This is a genomic window from Methyloferula stellata AR4, assembly GCF_000385335.1.
In the GTDB taxonomy this organism is placed as follows: Bacteria; Pseudomonadota; Alphaproteobacteria; order Rhizobiales; family Beijerinckiaceae; genus Methyloferula; species Methyloferula stellata.
On the sequence record NZ_ARWA01000001.1, the window covers coordinates 898,437 to 914,246 of the forward strand.

Sequence of the window (15,810 nt, forward strand, 5' to 3'; positions counted from 1 at the left end):
CCCATGGCTGAGGTCGATATCACGTCGCGCCAAGCCGGCCGAAGCGCACCTCAGCGTCCTTCCGAAAGCCGCGGTCTTGACGCAAAACCCGGCCTGTTCGCGCGCATGCGAAACCATTTGGCGCGCCGGCCCGACTCGGAGCATGAGACGGCCTTCAACCGGTTCGCGCTCTGCGCCTGCGCGCTGCTTTATCTCATCGGAGCGAGTTTCTTCGGCGATGCCGAGGCGCATCGCACGCTGGCGGAACTGGCCGTCAATTTCGCCATCTTCAACTTCTTCGCGGTGGTCATATTTATTCTGATTCTACGCGACTCGGGCGTATCGCCGCTCCGGCGTTTCGTCTCGATCTGCGTCGATGCCGGCTGCGTCTCCTACCTCATCCACATGGGGGGCGCCGCGACGGCCTTGTTCTATCCGCTGCTTCTCTGGATCATTTTCGGCAATGGCTTTCGCTTCGGCGTGCGCTATCTGGCCATCGCCGCGGCGGTTGCGACCTTTACGTTCTCGGCGGTCGTGATCACCACGCCGTTCTGGCGGGATAATATTTCCTTGTCGCTCGGCCTCATCGTCGGGCAGATCGTTCTGCCGGCCTATGTTTCGATTCTGATCCGGAAATTATCGGAAGCCAAGCGCCAGGCGGAAGAAGCAAACCGGGCCAAGAGTCTGTTTTTGGCGAGTGTCAGCCACGAGTTGCGCACGCCTCTCAACGCGATCATCGGTTTGAGCGATCTCTTGAGCGATATGACCACTGACGAAGAGCAAGGAGACATGTCGCGGACCATCGCGACGGCCGGGCGCTCTCTATTGGCCTTGATCACCTCCATACTCGACTTCTCTCAAAAGGAGGTGACGAAGTCCCCGGAACGGGAGGAGGAGGTCGATCTATTCTCCTTGCTCGCGAGCACGCGCGACATGTTGGCCGTGCAAGCGAATGCACGCGGACTATGGCTGACCCTTCATATCACGCCGCGGGTACCGCAATTCGTCACAAGCGATTCCCGCGGCCTCGAACAGATTCTCGTCAATCTTACCGGCAATGCTCTGAAATTCACGCAAGCCGGTCATGTCACCATTTTCGCCGACGCGATTGAGATGGCGCCGGGCCGAGTCAAATTGCGCATCGAAGTTTCCGATACAGGCATTGGCATAGCGCCCGAGGCGCAGGCCCGGATCTTCGAGAGCTTTACGCAGGCCGATGAAACAATCATCGACCGGTTCGGGGGCAGCGGTCTTGGTCTCGCCATCGTCAAGCAGCTTGTCGAAGCCAAGGGCGGCAAGGTCGGCGTCGAAAGCATTGTCGGCGCGGGCAGCACGTTCTGGCTCGAATTCGAATGTCTTGCCGGAACGGCGAAGCCGCTTGCGCTTCCGTCTCAGATGCTGCCATGGCTCCTCTTGTCGGAGGATCGTGCGATTGGGCCGTTGATCGAGCAGCAGGGTGTGACAGTCGAGCAGGTCTCGACCATGGCGGATCTGGCCAAGACGATGCAGGCTCCGGAATGGACGCGCGCGCATCACCGGCCCGTCATCATCCTCGATCAGCGCGCATTCGGTGCGAATTTGGAAGAGATTGCCCGCCGATTGCGTGGAAGCGATCCGGCTCGCGGGCCTATGCTGATCGCTTTGAAGGAGAATGAGTCGGTCGATATCCAGTCGCGTGAACTCTATCTGACGACCTTGCCGCGTCCCCTCGATGCAGCCTCCATCATGAACATGTGGCAGCATGTATCCTGGAGCAAACGCAAGAGCATGGCGCGCCGCGCGGTGGCGCATATGGCCTATCGGCCCCTGTCAATCCTGGTCGCGGAAGACAATAAGACAAATCAGAAGGTGATCGCCAAAATTCTCGAAAGAGCCGGACATTGCGTTCATCTTGTCGACAATGGCGAAGTGGCTCTCGAAGCCATGATCGACAAGAGTTTCGATATTGCGCTGATCGATCTCAACATGCCTGTGTTGAACGGGATCGAGATGACGAAGCTTTATCGCTTCGTTGCCGCGGGCCGTGCGCATCTGCCGATCATCGCCTTGACGGCCGATGTGACCGCCGAAACGAAAGTGCGCTGTACCGAAGCCGGGATGGACGATTGCCTGACGAAGCCAATCGAGCCGGCTCATCTGTTGAACGTGCTGAATAGTTTCGCGGGCGGTTGGCCGCCGGAAGAAGCGGATCTCTCCGGGATCGAGACAAAGCCGGTTCAGGTAGCCGATGCCAATCGCGAAACCGCGGCCGTGGATGATGAGCCGATCATCGATACCGATAAATTGACGTATTTGCAGAAGCTCGGTGGCAAGGAGTTCGTTTCCGACCTCCTCGATCAATATGTGAGCGATGCGGCCCGCATGCTACGCGAACTCAGCAATGCTGTCGCCGAGGAAAATCTGCCGAAATTCCAAGACAGCATCCACGCTTTGCGGAGCTGTTCGGCCAATGTCGGAGCCAAGGCGATTTACAATCTCTGTCTGTCTTGGCGCGAGGTCGATGCCTATGACCTCGCCTTACGAGGCGAGGACCACATGAAAGTGCTCGAAGCCGAATTTGCCAAAGCGCGTTCGGCTATGGATCTTTATGAAGAAGACGGAACCGCTCCCGCAGTGAAGCCCTTCCATCCGCAGGGTGCAGGCGAATAGCATCTCAGACTGAGACGGCCGCTGAATTGGAAGATCCCAGCCGCCTTTGTTGTGCCGAAACCAGAAGCTCCATCCGGCGCAGATCCTGAGTATCGATCTTCATGACCGAGTCGACCCAGATTTCCGTCACCTCGCGCAGCTCGGCCTTGGTCAGCATATTCACTCTATTCTGCACTTTGTTCATCGCATGGAGCAACGGATGGCGCCGCGTATTTTCGCGAATGAATTTGTGGGCCGCTTCCCGCGCTCTGCCTTTCTCGGCAAGAACATCGATCAGGCCCATTTCGTAAAATTCCTCGGAGCTGTATATCCGCCCGCTCATGATGATTTTTTTGGCGCGAGCCGGATCAAGTTTGCGCGACAGCAAGCTGAATGCGCCCATGCCGGGAAACGAATTGAAGAGCACTTCCGGAAAGCCCATTTTCGTGCCGCGCTCAGCGATGAGAACGTTATAGGACAAGGCGCATTCGAGCCCGCCGCCGAGCGCATCGCCTTCGACGATCCCGATCGAAACCACCGGAACGTCAAAACCGAAAGCGTTATTGTAGACGGCGTCGACGCATCCATAGGCGTAAAGAAGCAAGGCGTTGCGGTCCTGCTCGCGAATTTTCTCGAGGAAAAAGCCGAGGTCTCCGCCGAGGTTGAAGATGCCTTGCACATTCGAGACGGCGACGGAAAACAGAAAAGGCTGCTCTTCGGACGGGTCGCGCGTTTCGAAAAGCTTCTGAATGTCGCGATGCATCTCGTTGAGATCATCGAGCAGAGCCAGGGTTACGCTGGCCGGTCCCTTCGGCTTCCAATACATCCAGAGGGCTTTTTCATTCGGATCGAGCGAGACTTCGATTTCCGAATAAGGCCGCGACAGAAGTCGCAGATTCAACGGAAGCGGGGCCGTCTCGCTCAATTGCCGAAGTGCGTCGGTAGCGGAATGGGCTCTACCGAGCAGTGAAATATCGTCGGCTTGGCGCCGGTCCCCGAGGGCATTGGACTCAGTAGCAAGAACGCGCATTAGGTATAGCCCCACGCTTGCCTATTGCCGTCATCGACGAACGACGGCACTGCAACGAGCCACATAACGTTGGAATGTAACAATCATGCACCGTTGCCTAAACATTATGATGGGGTGTTAAGGCTTTTTTTACCAATCAAAAAAATCGGAACAATCAATCTTGGTAAATAGGACACCGGTCATGGTTAAGGCGGCCTGATCGTTTTTTCGAACCGAAAAATCGAAATGCTTTTTCGAATGACGTCTGGTTAGCTATGTAGATTGAGAGTGAAAGCCGGCTTTATATTGCGTGACGCGACCGCATCTTGGGCAACGGCCGAGCTTTATCCGCATACCTCCGCCGATCTGTACCTGCGTCGATTTAGCAGAGCGCCTACAGCAAAGATCAAGCGGTCGATTTTGTCAGAAGCTGGATGACCTCGCCCTTGATCCGGGCCGCGGAGGCCTCGGTCATTGCATGCCGCGGCTTGTCGATCCTGATCTCGACTATAACGCGGGCGGGCTTAGTCGAAAGCATCAAGATCCGGTCGGCGAGGTAGATCGCCTCTTCGACATCATGCGTGACGAGCAGCGTGGTGATGTGGCGGGCTTCGACCAATGTCGCAAGCTCGTCGCGGAGCCGGGCCGCCAAGCTATTATCGAGCGACACAAAAGGTTCATCGAGCATCAAAATATCGGGCTTGATGGCCAAAGCCCGTGCGAAGGAGACGCGCCGTGCGAGGCCAAGCGACAATTCACCGGGAAAGAAGGTGAGATGGTCGGCGAGGCCGAGGCTGTCCGTGATTTGTTTCAGATCGGCCGGATCGGCATGCGGCGCGGCGAGACGGATGTTTTGCAAGACGCTGCGCCAAGGCAGAAGCCGCGGCTCCTGGAAAACCATCGCGAGCTTCTGGTCCGGCGGATGCGTAATCGTGCCCTCGAAATCCGTGTCGAGGCCGGCCATGATGCGCAGCAAAGTCGTCTTGCCGCTGCCCGACGGGCCGATCAGCGCGCAGACCTCGCCCGCCTGCAGCGTGAACGCGAGATCGCGCAGCACGACGCGTGTTTCCCCCGACGCCGTCTGATAGGTCTTGCGAAGGACGGAAACGTCAAGCTGGGTGAGGGCGCCAACGGGAGACATGTCGCTCGATGGGTTGAACCAGGAAAGTTTCAATCGCCAGCATGACACCGACGAAGGGAAGCGCATAGGCAAGCAGCAGGGCGACATCGAAAAGCTGAAAAGCAATTCCGATTTCAAACCCGACGCCGTTGGAGCGGCCGAGCAGCTCGACCACAAGAACGATTTTCCAAACGAGCGAAAGACCGGCCCGCGTCGCCGCCGCGATATAGGGGGTCAGTTGCGGGATCAGGACATGCCGCAGCCTCGTTTTGAAAGGCATGCGGAAAACCTGCGCCATCTCCTGCAGATTATTGTCGAGCGCGCGGGCACCTTCGCGGATCGTCGCCGTCGTGATGGGAAGCTTGTTCAAGGCGACGGCGCCGATCGCGGCGGCTTCCGTCAGCCCGACCCAAATATAGGCCAGCACGATGATGACAAGCGCCGGCAGATTGAGAAGCACGATAAGCCATGGATCGAACAGCCGGTCCACGGTCTTGTTGCGGCCCATGACGAGGCCGAGCGCCGTGCCGAGCACCATGGCGACGGCAAAGGAGGCTGCGACCCGCAGAAGCGTGATGCTGAAATTGAACGGAAGCGCGCCAGAGCGGATTTCCCGCCACATCGTGGTCAGCACGATCAGCGGTTCCGGCACGACGCGAGGACCGGCGAAAATCGAAGCCGATTGCCACAGCAGGAAGAGCAGAAGAAGAGACGCCAGCCTCAGCACGGGCGGTCAATTTTCCATTTGGGGTCTGAAGAAAGTCCCCTCGGCGAGTTCGGTGCCGGGTCCGACGAGCTCGGGGCCGCCGGTCTCGGCGAGGATGTGGTAAAGCAGCTTCGCGTCGGCGGCTTCCTCGGCGATGGGCCGATGCGGAATGCCGTCGAGATAGCGCTGCCGGTAGAGGGCAAGTTCGGCGGCCGACTTGATGCCGATCTGAGGTCCAAGGCGCTGCCAATCTTCATCCGACTGCGCCAGAATCACTTTGGCCTGACGCGCGATTTCCAGGAATCGCTCGATGACCTTCGGATGTTTTGCCGCGAAATCTTCGCTGAAGACATAGCCGACCATGGCGACCGGCGCCTTTGCGCCAAGCTCCTTTTCGACAGCGTCCATACCGATCAGGCGGCGAAACCCGCGGCTCTCCAGATCGACGCAAAAATTCCAGAAGTTGAGATTGGCGTCGACTTCTCCTTGCACCATCTTGGCTGAAAGAAGGGCGGGCGCGCCGTAAAGAATCTCCGTCTGTCTTTTGAGATCGAAGTTCGAGCGTTTGGCAAACGCCTGCAGCAGGAGCCAGCTCTTGTCGAGCGGGCCGCCGGCGACCGCGAGCTTCTTGCCTTTGAGATCGGCGAGATCTTTGAAGGGCGCCTGTGCCGGCACCACCACGGCGCCAAGCGAACTCGAATAGGGATAGAAGGTGAGCTTGCTTCCGAGGCTGCGCTCGCGCGACACCCAAAGCCAGTCGGAAAGAATGAGATCGGCCGAATTGCCTTGGATGGCGATCTTCTCGGCTTCGGTTGAGGCGAGCTGCGTGATTTCGAGATCGAGATCGGCCTTCTTGTCGAGGCCGTGTTCTTTGATGATCGCGAGCTCCCAGGCGAAAGTGCCGGTCTTTTGCACGGCGAGGCGAAGATGGTCCGCAGCGGCTGCCGGAAGCGAGGTCGCGAGCCAGAGGGCCGCGATTTGGCCAAAAACCAGGCCGAGGCGGCGGGTGGCCCTCATTGGGGCCGGTTTGGCCGCAGACGTTTTGACCTGCCGACACAAACCTGGCTTGCCTGCGAGCGGAAAGGGTCTCGTGCGGGTGTCTCGTGTCATTTGAATAGGATACACCTTTGGGGAGCCATACGATATCGGTCTTTCCTGGGGGGCTTCCAGCTTCAAAATAAAGTGCGCTATGATGACAGACGGCAAAGGTGCCGTCTCGCCATTGCGCATTAAAAAAAGGTAAGGTCGGGGCCTATCGTCAAGCCGAGAGAACGAATATGAATGCGCCCCGTCGGTTTGTAGGAAGGCGTGCCTTACTAAAGAAAGGTCGAAAGATGAAGTTCAGTACATTTGGTATGGTTGCTGCGAGTACTCTTGCTTTGACGGCTTTCACGACGTTCCCGGCCGCGGCCGACGGAGATGCGGCTGCCGGTGAGAAGATATTCAACACCAAGTGCAAGGTTTGTCATCAAATCGGGCCGGGCGCCAAGAACTTCGTCGGCCCCGATCTCAATGCCGTGATCGGCCGCAAGGCCGGCACTGCCGAGGGCTATTCTTATTCCGACGCGATGAAGGCCTCCGGCCTCACCTGGGATGAGGCGACCTTCAAGGAATATATCAAGGATCCGAAGGCAAAGGTTCCTGGCATCAAGATGATCTTTGCCGGTCTCCCGAAGGAGACGGACCAGGAAAATCTTTATGCCTACCTTGCCCAGTTCAAGGCGGACGGCAGCAAATAATCGCCACGCGGCATAGCTGCGGTAGATCGGTTTTGAGAACGGCGGCGACCCTTGGTCCCGCCGTTTTTATTCCGGGCCGCCGCGCCGGACCAGCATGCCGCGCGATGGGTCATAGGCGATAATCGCCGCGCCCAAAAAGACCACCGTGCAGCCGGTGACGACTCCGAGCGAAAGCCAGTTCACTTGGAGATAGAAGGCGAAGCGGATCAGTTCGACCGCATGGGTGAACGGGTTCAGCTCACAGACCAAGGCAAGCCAGGGGCTGCCTTCCTCGACACGCCAGAGCGGATAGAGCGCGGATGAGGCGAAAAACATCGGGAAGATCACGAAATTCATGACGCCCGCGAAATTCTCGAGCTGCTTGATCACCGACGATAAAAGCATGCCGAGCGCGCCGAGCATGAGGCCCGACAAAATCAGCGCCGGCAATACCGTGAGATAGCCCCAATAATTGTCGGGCGCGATATCCCACAAATAGGCGATGAGCAGATAGGCGTAGACCTGCAGCAGAGACACCGCGACGCCGGCGATCAGTTTCGACGTCAATAGAAACCAGCGCGGCAGAGGGCTGACAAGCAGCGTGCGCATATTTCCCATCTCACGGTCGTAGACCATGGAGAGGGAGGATTGCATGCCGTTGAAAAGCTGGATCATCGCCATGAGGCCAGGCGTGATATAGACCGGATAGAGAATATAGGTCTCGTAAGGCGGGATGATCGAGACGCCGAGCACCGAGCGAAAACCAGCGGCGAAAATGAAGAGCCAGACGAGCGGGCGCACCAGTGCGGAGACGAAACGCTCGCGCTGATGCAAATAGCGAAGCGCCTCGCGCCAGACGATGCCTTTGAGGCAGATCGCATATTGCAGAAGGCCGAAGCCTTTGCGCAGCGGGACGTCGTTGCTCGCGATGCTTGTCATGACTCACCGCCCATGGGGCCCGTCCCCGTCAATTTGGTGAAGGCCGCGCGCATATCGGCGACACCGGCGCGGGCGACGACGTCGGAGACACGGCCTTTGTCGAGAATCTTGCCCTGATGCAGGACGACGACATCGTCATCGGGGTTCACTTCGTCGATCAGATGCGTGGTCCAGAGCACGCCTATGCCTGAATGCGCGACGAGATCGCGCACATGTTTGAGGATATCGGCGCGGGCCTTGATGTCCAGGCCGACGGTCGGCTCGTCGAGCAGCAGCATTTGCGGATGGTGGAGAAGCGCTCTGGCGATCTCGACGCGCCGCATCTGGCCGCCGGAAAGATCGCGCACCTTGTCTTTGGTGCGGTCGGTCATTGCGATCTGCTCCAGGACGGCGGCTGCGCGCGCTTTGGTTTCGGCCGCGCCAATGCCGTGCAGCGCCGCGTGATAAAGCAGGTTTTGCTGGATCGACAGATCCATGTCGAGTGTGCGCGCCTGGAAGACGACGCCCAGCCGCCGCAAGGCCTCGCCGGGGTCTTGGCCGACCTCATAGCCGAAGATTTTGATCTTGCCGGTCTGGGTGCTGTAGAGGCGCGTGATGAGCGAGAAAAGCGTGCTTTTGCCGGCGCCGTTGAGGCCCAGAAGAACCGTGAAGCTCGACGGCTTTACCGAGAACGACACATTGTCGAGGGCTTTGCGCTTGCCGTAGGAATGGCTGACGCCTTCGACGGAGAGCGCCGCTGGCCCCTCGGCTGGCGGCGGCGCCAGGGCGGGCTCGGCAACGGTAGTGTCTTGCGGCACGGCGCTCATATTGCAGCCCACGCCATGCGGTGCGGTTGTTTCATCATTTGCCGATCACCACGCCCCAGGGAAAAGAGCCGACGTGGATCGATTTGATGACTTTCTCGTTGGCGACATCGATGACGGAGACATCGTTCGAGACACCGTTCGTCGTATAGAAATATTTGCCGTCGGGCGTCAAAGCCAGATGCCACACGCGTTGGCCGACGAGGAGATATTTTTCGACCTTTTTCGTCGCCACGTCGATGACCGCGACGCGGTTCGCTGGCCCAAGCGCGACATAGACCTTCTTACCGTCCGCGGTGAACTCGAGCCCGACGGGCTGGATCGCTTCCTTGGCAAGGCCCGGCACATCGAAAGTGATCTTCTGCTTGATCGTATGGGTCGCGACATCGATGACGCTGACCGTCCCGCCCACTTCGGCCGAGACCCAAAGCTCCTTGCCGTCCGCCGTGAAGGCGGCATAACGCGGCCTGGAATCGACGAGCACATTGGCGACGATCTCGCGTTTCTCCAAATCGATGAAATGCGCCATATTCGTGGTTTCGGACGTATTGACGATGGTCTTGCCGTCGGGGCTGACCGCCATGCCCTCCGGCTCGACGCCGACCGGAACGTCGAACACTTCTTTTTTGGTCGCTATATCGATCGCCGTGACGAGATTGTCGTTTTCATTCGACACATAGACGAGTTTGCCGTCCGGGCTGAGGATCAAAAGCTCGGGGTCCGGTCCCGATGGCAGATCGCCCACGATCTCGAACGTCTTGGTATCGACAATGTTGATCGTGTCGTCGTCGCCCGCGCAGATGAAGAGCTGGCTATTGTCCTTGGTGAGCGCGATGCCGCGCGGCCTTTGTCCGACTTTGACGGTCTTGATCACTTCGAGCTTGTCGGTGTCGATGACCGAGATCGAATTGCCCTTTTCGTTGGACACATAGGCCGTAAACGCAAGGCCAGGCTTTGGAAACACGAGCGCCAGGGCGATGCCGCCTGTTGCAAGGGCCGAGCGGAAGAATGAATGTTTGAAGAGTTGCGTCATTGCAATTTGCACTTTGTTTCGGGCTTGTCGTAGCCAAGCGTATCCAATTCCGAGGTCTGATGCAGAAATCCTTCCTGCGGCGAGACGGAGGCGATCATCCGCCCGTCGCCAAGCAGGATCGGCTGACGCAATTGCTGGTTCCAGAGCCGCCATGTCAATCTCTGGCTCTTGAAGGCCGCGACCGAAAAGTCGGGGCTGACGAGGAAGGCCTTGAGCACTTTCGGATCGTTCGATTTGGTGCGCGACGCCGCTTCGCCGATCACGCGCATCGCAACCCAGGCCTGATTGTCCCGGGCATTCATGCCGCGCGAGGCCAATTTGAAGAAGCGGTTCTGCAATTGCGCGGCGCCCCATTGTTCATGCGAGGGGTCCCAGCTCGTCGGTTTCAATCCGCCCGAGCCCGCGACGGGCCGCGCATCATAGGTTCGATAGGGCAGATAGCCGCCGAAGACTTCGCTTTCGTCGGCGGCGACGAGCACATCATAGGCCGGGGCGTTTTGCGTGGCGACCGGAATCAGCCTTTGTGTCTGGACGCTGCCTGAATCCGAGCGGCGGCCGCCGCCGGTATCCTCATAAGTGCGTTCCTCGACGATCTTGGCGCCGAATTTCTTCGCCGAGCGGCGGATGGCATCGCCGAAGAGCTTGTCTTCCGGATGCGAGCCCTGGATCAGGAACCATTTGTTCCATTTCTTCCAGATCAAATATTCGGCGAGCCCGTCGGCGAGCATCGAATAGGTCGGCGCGATGTGAAACACATTGGCGCGGCAATTTTCTTCGCGCAAAGAATCTTCCGGCGCGCTCGTATTGAAGAAGATGACGGGCTTGCCTTTCGCAGCATCGGCGACGGCGAGCATTTGATCGGGCGGCAGATCGAGCATGATCAGATTGATGCCCTTGGCGAGCAAAGTGTTGAGCGCCGCGATCGGATCGTCGCCTTCCTTCAGGTGAATGTCGTCGATCGTGAAGACCTGATTGAGGAATTTGCCGGTCGTATTATTGTCCTCGGCGGCAAGCTGCGCGCCGGCGAGACCGTCGTCCTTGGCGGGAATGTCGAGGATCGAGATCGTCTCGCGCGAATGCGTCTGCCGGATAAAGCCGACCTTGATCTGCATCGGATCGTCGGCTCTTGCTTGCGGTGTCCAAACGTTTGCGAGGAGAAGGGCGGCGGCGACCAGGGTCCAAAATCTCATGCGATGACGAACTCCTGCACCCACGCCTGCGCCATTATGATGGACGCGCGGTGGGGTCATATCAAGGCAGACGGTTTCGGATCGAGTGTACTCGATCCGAAACCGCTGTCGTTATTACAAATTCAGAGCATTTTCGGGCGCAAAACCGGGGTCCACTTTTGCTGAAAATGCTCAGGGAGAATGGACCTCTCCCCCATGTCAGGAAAGTGAAAAGCCGGTAAGTTTTCGAAAAAGCGCGGTTTCCTCCGGCGTGTCGGCGATGATCACATGCGGCTGGCCCGCTTCGACAAGCGGAGCCGCGACATCGGCCGAAAGGCAGAAATGCGCGATTTGTTCGAGATCGAGTTTGGCCTCCGCCGCCAAGTCGAGGAAGATTTCCGCGCTGCGGCGGGAATAATGCAAGATCGCATCGATTTCCCGATATTCGAGCGCGGAAACGGCGGCCGGAACCAGCTTTTCGGCAGCTTCGGCGCTATAGGTTTCGTGCAACGTCAACGCGTATTGCGCGGCGTTTAGGGCCTCTTCGAGATCCGGCTTGCGGTCTTCGCCAGCCAAATAGATAAAATGCGCCGGGGCTGGATATTTCGCCGCGATCAGCGGCGCGAGGCTTTTCGCGTCGGGCGCAACGATCGAGGCGGCTCGAAAGCCGCTTTTGAGAGCCGCCGCCGCGGCGCGCGATCCAACGCAAAGCAGGGGCAGATCCCGCAGCAGCTGCACCTCTTCGGGCGCCAAAAATTTGAAAGCCTGCGCACTCGACGCGATGACGGCGTCGAATGATCCCGATGGCAGAGGTAGGCCCGTCGGCACGATCTCGATGACCGGCGAAATCAGGGGACGATGGCCGCGCTGTTGAAGCTCCGCCGCGCTGCGGGCGGCATCGGGTGCCGCGCGTAACAACAATATCCGCATGGCTAGACCTTGAACCCATGGGCTGGAAGCTCTGCCAGAATCGAGCGCGCGGCGTCTTCGCCGATTTTTACGGCCTCGGCAACCGGCCCCGAGGCCGAGACATCGACGGCATCGCCGCCGTCCGGACGCAGCAAAAGCCCTTGGAAGGCGAGATGGTCGCCCTGCACCTGCGCATAGGCGCCGATAGGCGTCTTGCAGGAGCCGTCGAGCACAGCGAGAAAGGCGCGTTCCGCCGCGAGCGCTATACCAGTGGCTGGATCGAGAATGGGTGCGAGCTCATTCAGCACTTTGCCGTCGCCCTGCCGCGCAGTTAGCCCGATTGCGCCTTGCCCGGCGGCAGGCAGAAATTCGTCAATGCCGAGAATCGTCGTTGCCCGCGCCTCGAGCCCAAGCCGCTTCAGCCCGGCGAGCGCCAGCAATGTGCCGGCGAATGCGCCGGAGGCGACCTTGGCAAGCCGCGTCTCGACATTGCCGCGCAACAGCAAAATCTCGAGGTCGGGCCGCAGCCGTTTCAGCATGGCGCCACGGCGAAGAGAGGCCGTACCGACCTTGGCGCCCTTCGGCAAATCGCGCGGATGGCTGGCAACGGGGGAGATCCATACATCCCGCGCATCCTCGCGCGGCAAATAGCCGGCAATCGCGATCTCGGGCGGCAGAAGCGTCGGCAGATCCTTCGACGAATGAACGGCGAAATCGATGCCGCCGTTCATCAACGCGATGTCGAGTTCCTTGGTGAAGAGGCCCTTGCCGCCGGCTTCTTCCAGCGAGCGGTCCTGAATCTGATCGCCGGTGGTCTTGATGACGACGATCTCGATGGCGCTGGGCTCAACCCCATGCGCTTCCGCGAGGCCCTTTTGAACCATATGCGCCTGGGCCAAGGCGAGGGGGCTACCGCGCGTGCCGAGTTTCAGCTTGAAGGGTCCTTGGTGCGAACTGTTCATATAAGTGGGTGATTTCTCTCAAGGAAGATTGGGAAATAGCTTAAACCTTAGGCTATAAGGTGAGATCTCAAGCTGGCCAGGTTCGTCTCCATATATCTAGGACGGCCCGGCGTTCAAAGACACATGATGCGCGTTCTTGGAATTGAAACGACTTGCGACGAGACGGCCGCCGCCGTGGTGCAACTGCGCCCGGAGGGCGGTGGCGACATATTGTCGAACGAGATCATGAGCCAGATTGCCGAACATGCCGCCTATGGCGGCGTGGTGCCGGAAATCGCCGCCAGAGCCCATATCGACGTGATCGACCGGCTGGTCGAGAGGGCGCTCATTCATGCCGGTCTGCGGCTCGACGAATTGGATGGGATCGCCGCCGCGGCGGGACCCGGCCTCATCGGCGGCGTCATCGTCGGCCTGACGACGGCCAAAGCCCTGGCGCTCGCGACGCGCAAACCCTTCATCGCCGTCAATCATCTCGAAGCCCACGCGCTGACCGCGCGGCTGACGGACGGGATCGATTTTCCCTTTCTGCTGCTGCTCGTTTCGGGCGGCCATACGCAGCTCGTCGCGGTCAAGGGCGTCGGCGATTATGTACGACTTGGCTCGACCGTGGATGACGCGGTCGGCGAAGCTTTCGATAAGGTCGCTAAAATGCTGGGTCTACCCTATCCGGGCGGCCCACAGGTCGAGCAAGAGGCCGAAAAAGGCGATGCGTTGCGGTTTAATTTTCCGCGCCCCATGCTCGGTCGCGCCAAGGCCGATTTCTCGTTTTCCGGCCTCAAGACGGCGGTGCGGCTCGAAGCCGAAAGAATCGCGCCTTTGACGGCGACAGATGTCGCCGATCTCTGCGCCTCGTTCCAGGCGGCCGTCGTCGATACGATCGTCGATCGCTGCCGCGCCGGGCTGAAATTGTTTCGCGAGCGCATCGCGCGGACGCCACAGGCTCTGGTGGTCGCGGGTGGTGCCGCGGCCAATGGTGGAATCAGGCGGGCGCTTTTACGGTTCAGCGGGGAGACGGGTCTGAAACTCGTCCTGCCGCCGGCGGCGCTCTGTACCGATAATGGTGCGATGATCGCCTGGGCCGGAATCGAGCGCCTGTCCTTGGGACTGACGGACGATCTGACCTTCGCGGCGCGGCCGCGCTGGCCGCTCGATGCCGACGCGGATGCCGCGCATCACGGCAAAGCGTGAGCGAGAGCAACAGCCCGATCGCGGTCCTCGGCGCGGGCGCCTGGGGCACGGCGCTCGCCAATCTCGCCGCATATCATGGGACCAAAGTGGTGCTTTGGGGCCGCGATCCGCAACAGATCGCGGCGATGGCGGCCGAGCACGTCAATGCGCGGCATTTGCCGGGCGTGCCATTGGCGCCAAGCCTTGACGTCACCGCCGACCTCGCGGCGATTGCCGGCGCCAGTCTCATCCTTGCCGCTGTGCCGGCACAGGCGCTGCGCGGGGCCATGCGGCTTGCCGCGCCGCATATCTCGGCGGGCGTGCCCGTGATCATTTGCGCCAAGGGCATCGAGCGCACGAGCGGGCTTTTTCTGAGCGACGTTCTGGCCGAAGTCCTGCCGCAAAACCCCGCGGCGGTGCTTTCGGGGCCGGGTTTCGCGCAGGATGTCGGCAAGGGTCTGCCGACGGCGATCACGCTTGCCGCGAAAGATGCCGCGCTGGCCGAACGCCTCGGACAAAGGCTCGCCGTGCCTTGGGTGCGCTTCTATCATTCGAGCGATGTGCGCGGCGTCGAGATTGGCGGGGCTGCGAAAAACGTTCTTGCCATCGCGGTCGGCATAGCTGCCGGCCGCGGGCTTGGAGCGTCGGCCTGCGCGGCCTTGATCGCGCGGGGCTTCGCGGAATTGACCCGTTTCGGCGCGGCCTTCGGGGCCGAACCCGGCACGCTGATGGGCCTCTCCGGCCTCGGCGATCTCGTGCTCACCTGCGGCTCGGCGCAATCGCGCAATTATGCCTTTGGTCTCGCGCTTGGACGCGGCACGCCGATGGATCAGGCGGTCGCGGCTGCGGGGCTCGTCGAGGGCGCCTATACGAGCGCGGTGCTCGTGAGCCTGGCGCAGCGCAAGGGCGTCGATATGCCGATCGCGACCGCGGTGGACGCCGTGCTCACACAAAAGCTGTCGATTGATGCCGCGATCGAGGCTTTGCTCGCTAGGCCGGCGAAGCCGGAACGCTTATCGTGATCGCAACGCCCTCGCCCTTCGAGGCTCGCCTTATGGCTCGCACCTCAGGGTGAGAGCTTGGGTTTGAGCCCTCATGCTGAGGGGGGTCCGCAGGACCCGTCTCGAAGCACGAGGGCGCAAGAGCAATTCTATTCCGAGTAGTTCAATGGCGCATTGGCTGATCAAAAGCGAACCGAATAAATGGTCTTGGGAGATGCAGGTCGAGGCCGGGGCGAAAGGCACGTTCTGGAACGGCGTGCGCAACCACACCGCGAAACAATATCTCATGGCGATGAAGAAAGGCGAGGAGGCCTTTTTCTACCATTCGAATGTCGGCAAGGAGGTCGTCGGCATCGTCAAGGTCATCAAGACCTTTTACCCCGATCCGAGCGATGAAAGCGGCAAATTCGGCATGTGCGACTTCGCGGCGGTGAAGCCTCTGAAACGCCCCGTGACACTCGAAGAGATCAAAAGTGACGAGCGGCTGAAAGACATGATCCTCGTCAATAATTCGCGCCTCTCGGTCCAGCCCGTGACGGACGAAGAATGGGCCTTGATTTGCCAGCTCGGCGGCCTCGCGAAGGAGTGACGCCCAAACGCCTTCGAAACGCGAAGGCCGCGTTTAAGCCGCGCCTCACGTCTTCGTGAGTGCCTTTACGGTCGCCCA

At 59.9% G+C, this 15,810-nt stretch carries 15 protein-coding genes; 5 read left to right on the forward strand and 10 right to left on the reverse strand.

Annotation, left to right across the window (positions count from 1 at the left end; all coding sequences use genetic code 11):
- Positions 1-3 precede the first annotated feature (3 nt).
- A complete protein-coding gene (locus tag A3OQ_RS0104480) occupies positions 4-2,628 on the forward strand; it encodes an ATP-binding protein (protein ID WP_020174163.1) in 2,625 nt (874 codons plus the stop codon).
- Between the two features lie 4 nt (positions 2,629-2,632).
- Here the strand turns inward: A3OQ_RS0104480 and A3OQ_RS21315 are convergent, their stop codons facing one another.
- From A3OQ_RS21315 to A3OQ_RS0104500, 4 genes are all read right to left on the reverse strand, one after another.
- Positions 2,633-3,637, reverse strand: a complete 1,005-nt coding sequence (locus tag A3OQ_RS21315) for a crotonase/enoyl-CoA hydratase family protein (protein WP_083931487.1) — start codon at positions 3,635-3,637, stop codon at positions 2,633-2,635.
- 385 nt (positions 3,638-4,022) lie between these two features.
- Complete coding sequence (locus tag A3OQ_RS0104490; protein WP_020174165.1) at positions 4,023-4,757, reverse strand: ABC transporter ATP-binding protein; 735 nt, start codon at positions 4,755-4,757, stop codon at positions 4,023-4,025.
- Positions 4,726-5,463 carry an ABC transporter permease gene (locus A3OQ_RS0104495; protein WP_020174166.1) on the reverse strand — a complete coding sequence of 246 codons (738 nt, stop codon included), beginning with the start codon at positions 5,461-5,463 and terminating at the stop codon, positions 4,726-4,728. Before A3OQ_RS0104495 ends, A3OQ_RS0104490 begins: the two co-directional genes overlap by 32 nt.
- A gap of 6 nt (positions 5,464-5,469) precedes the next feature.
- Positions 5,470-6,459 carry an ABC transporter substrate-binding protein gene (locus tag A3OQ_RS0104500; RefSeq protein WP_020174167.1) on the reverse strand — a complete coding sequence of 330 codons (990 nt, stop codon included), beginning with the start codon at positions 6,457-6,459 and terminating at the stop codon, positions 5,470-5,472.
- Positions 6,460-6,797: 338 nt separating this feature from the next.
- Here A3OQ_RS0104500 and A3OQ_RS0104505 point away from each other — a divergent pair, with 338 nt between their 5' ends.
- Positions 6,798-7,181 (forward strand): c-type cytochrome, encoded by a 384-nt coding sequence (locus tag A3OQ_RS0104505; protein WP_020174168.1) that lies wholly within the window; start codon positions 6,798-6,800, stop codon positions 7,179-7,181.
- A gap of 66 nt (positions 7,182-7,247) precedes the next feature.
- Here the strand turns inward: A3OQ_RS0104505 and A3OQ_RS0104510 are convergent, their stop codons facing one another.
- From A3OQ_RS0104510 to hemC, 6 genes are all read right to left on the reverse strand, one after another.
- On the reverse strand, positions 7,248-8,099 hold the full coding sequence (locus A3OQ_RS0104510; protein WP_020174169.1) for an ABC transporter permease: 852 nt from the start codon (positions 8,097-8,099) through the stop codon (positions 7,248-7,250).
- Positions 8,096-8,905: an ABC transporter ATP-binding protein gene (locus A3OQ_RS0104515; protein ID WP_020174170.1), complete on the reverse strand. Its 810-nt coding sequence runs from the start codon at positions 8,903-8,905 to the stop codon at positions 8,096-8,098. Before A3OQ_RS0104515 ends, A3OQ_RS0104510 begins: the two co-directional genes overlap by 4 nt.
- 34 nt (positions 8,906-8,939) lie before the next feature.
- Complete coding sequence (locus A3OQ_RS0104520; RefSeq protein ID WP_020174171.1) at positions 8,940-9,935, reverse strand: YVTN family beta-propeller repeat protein; 996 nt, start codon at positions 9,933-9,935, stop codon at positions 8,940-8,942.
- A complete protein-coding gene (locus tag A3OQ_RS0104525) occupies positions 9,932-11,125 on the reverse strand; it encodes an ABC transporter substrate-binding protein (protein ID WP_020174172.1) in 1,194 nt (397 codons plus the stop codon). The genes A3OQ_RS0104520 and A3OQ_RS0104525 overlap by 4 nt, the downstream gene beginning before the upstream one ends.
- Positions 11,126-11,323: 198 nt before the next feature.
- Positions 11,324-12,034, reverse strand: coding sequence for a uroporphyrinogen-III synthase (locus A3OQ_RS21320; RefSeq protein WP_020174174.1), 711 nt, complete (start codon positions 12,032-12,034; stop codon positions 11,324-11,326).
- A gap of 2 nt (positions 12,035-12,036) precedes the next feature.
- Positions 12,037-12,975: a hydroxymethylbilane synthase gene (gene hemC / locus A3OQ_RS0104535; protein WP_020174175.1), complete on the reverse strand. Its 939-nt coding sequence runs from the start codon at positions 12,973-12,975 to the stop codon at positions 12,037-12,039.
- 126 nt (positions 12,976-13,101) lie between these two features.
- Here hemC and tsaD point away from each other — a divergent pair, with 126 nt between their 5' ends.
- The 3 genes from tsaD (at position 13,102) to A3OQ_RS0104550 (ending at position 15,732) form a co-directional block, all read left to right on the forward strand.
- Positions 13,102-14,163: a tRNA (adenosine(37)-N6)-threonylcarbamoyltransferase complex transferase subunit TsaD gene (tsaD, locus tag A3OQ_RS0104540; protein ID WP_026595491.1), complete on the forward strand. Its 1,062-nt coding sequence runs from the start codon at positions 13,102-13,104 to the stop codon at positions 14,161-14,163.
- Complete coding sequence (locus A3OQ_RS0104545; protein ID WP_020174177.1) at positions 14,160-15,164, forward strand: NAD(P)H-dependent glycerol-3-phosphate dehydrogenase; 1,005 nt, start codon at positions 14,160-14,162, stop codon at positions 15,162-15,164. The genes tsaD and A3OQ_RS0104545 overlap by 4 nt, the downstream gene beginning before the upstream one ends.
- A 145-nt stretch (positions 15,165-15,309) precedes the next feature.
- Positions 15,310-15,732, forward strand: coding sequence for an EVE domain-containing protein (locus A3OQ_RS0104550; RefSeq protein ID WP_020174178.1), 423 nt, complete (start codon positions 15,310-15,312; stop codon positions 15,730-15,732).
- Positions 15,733-15,810 lie beyond the last annotated feature (78 nt).

What these genes read in the sequence shown, in the direction of transcription:
- hemC (WP_020174175.1), bottom strand. Translation starts at nt 12,975, where the DNA reads ATGAACAGTTCGCACCAAGGACCCTTCAAGCTGAAACTCGGCACGCGC.
- A3OQ_RS0104520 (WP_020174171.1), bottom strand. Translation starts at nt 9,935, where the DNA reads ATGACGCAACTCTTCAAACATTCATTCTTCCGCTCGGCCCTTGCAACA.
- A3OQ_RS0104480 (WP_020174163.1), top strand. Translation starts at nt 4, where the DNA reads ATGGCTGAGGTCGATATCACGTCGCGCCAAGCCGGCCGAAGCGCACCT.
- A3OQ_RS0104550 (WP_020174178.1), top strand. Translation starts at nt 15,310, where the DNA reads ATGGCGCATTGGCTGATCAAAAGCGAACCGAATAAATGGTCTTGGGAG.
- tsaD (WP_026595491.1), top strand. Translation starts at nt 13,102, where the DNA reads ATGCGCGTTCTTGGAATTGAAACGACTTGCGACGAGACGGCCGCCGCC.
- A3OQ_RS0104490 (WP_020174165.1), bottom strand. Translation starts at nt 4,757, where the DNA reads ATGTCTCCCGTTGGCGCCCTCACCCAGCTTGACGTTTCCGTCCTTCGC.
- A3OQ_RS21320 (WP_020174174.1), bottom strand. Translation starts at nt 12,034, where the DNA reads ATGCGGATATTGTTGTTACGCGCGGCACCCGATGCCGCCCGCAGCGCG.
- A3OQ_RS0104510 (WP_020174169.1), bottom strand. Translation starts at nt 8,099, where the DNA reads ATGACAAGCATCGCGAGCAACGACGTCCCGCTGCGCAAAGGCTTCGGC.
- A3OQ_RS0104500 (WP_020174167.1), bottom strand. Translation starts at nt 6,459, where the DNA reads ATGAGGGCCACCCGCCGCCTCGGCCTGGTTTTTGGCCAAATCGCGGCC.
- A3OQ_RS0104525 (WP_020174172.1), bottom strand. Translation starts at nt 11,125, where the DNA reads ATGAGATTTTGGACCCTGGTCGCCGCCGCCCTTCTCCTCGCAAACGTT.
- A3OQ_RS0104505 (WP_020174168.1), top strand. Translation starts at nt 6,798, where the DNA reads ATGGTTGCTGCGAGTACTCTTGCTTTGACGGCTTTCACGACGTTCCCG.
- A3OQ_RS21315 (WP_083931487.1), bottom strand. Translation starts at nt 3,637, where the DNA reads ATGCGCGTTCTTGCTACTGAGTCCAATGCCCTCGGGGACCGGCGCCAA.
- A3OQ_RS0104515 (WP_020174170.1), bottom strand. Translation starts at nt 8,905, where the DNA reads ATGAGCGCCGTGCCGCAAGACACTACCGTTGCCGAGCCCGCCCTGGCG.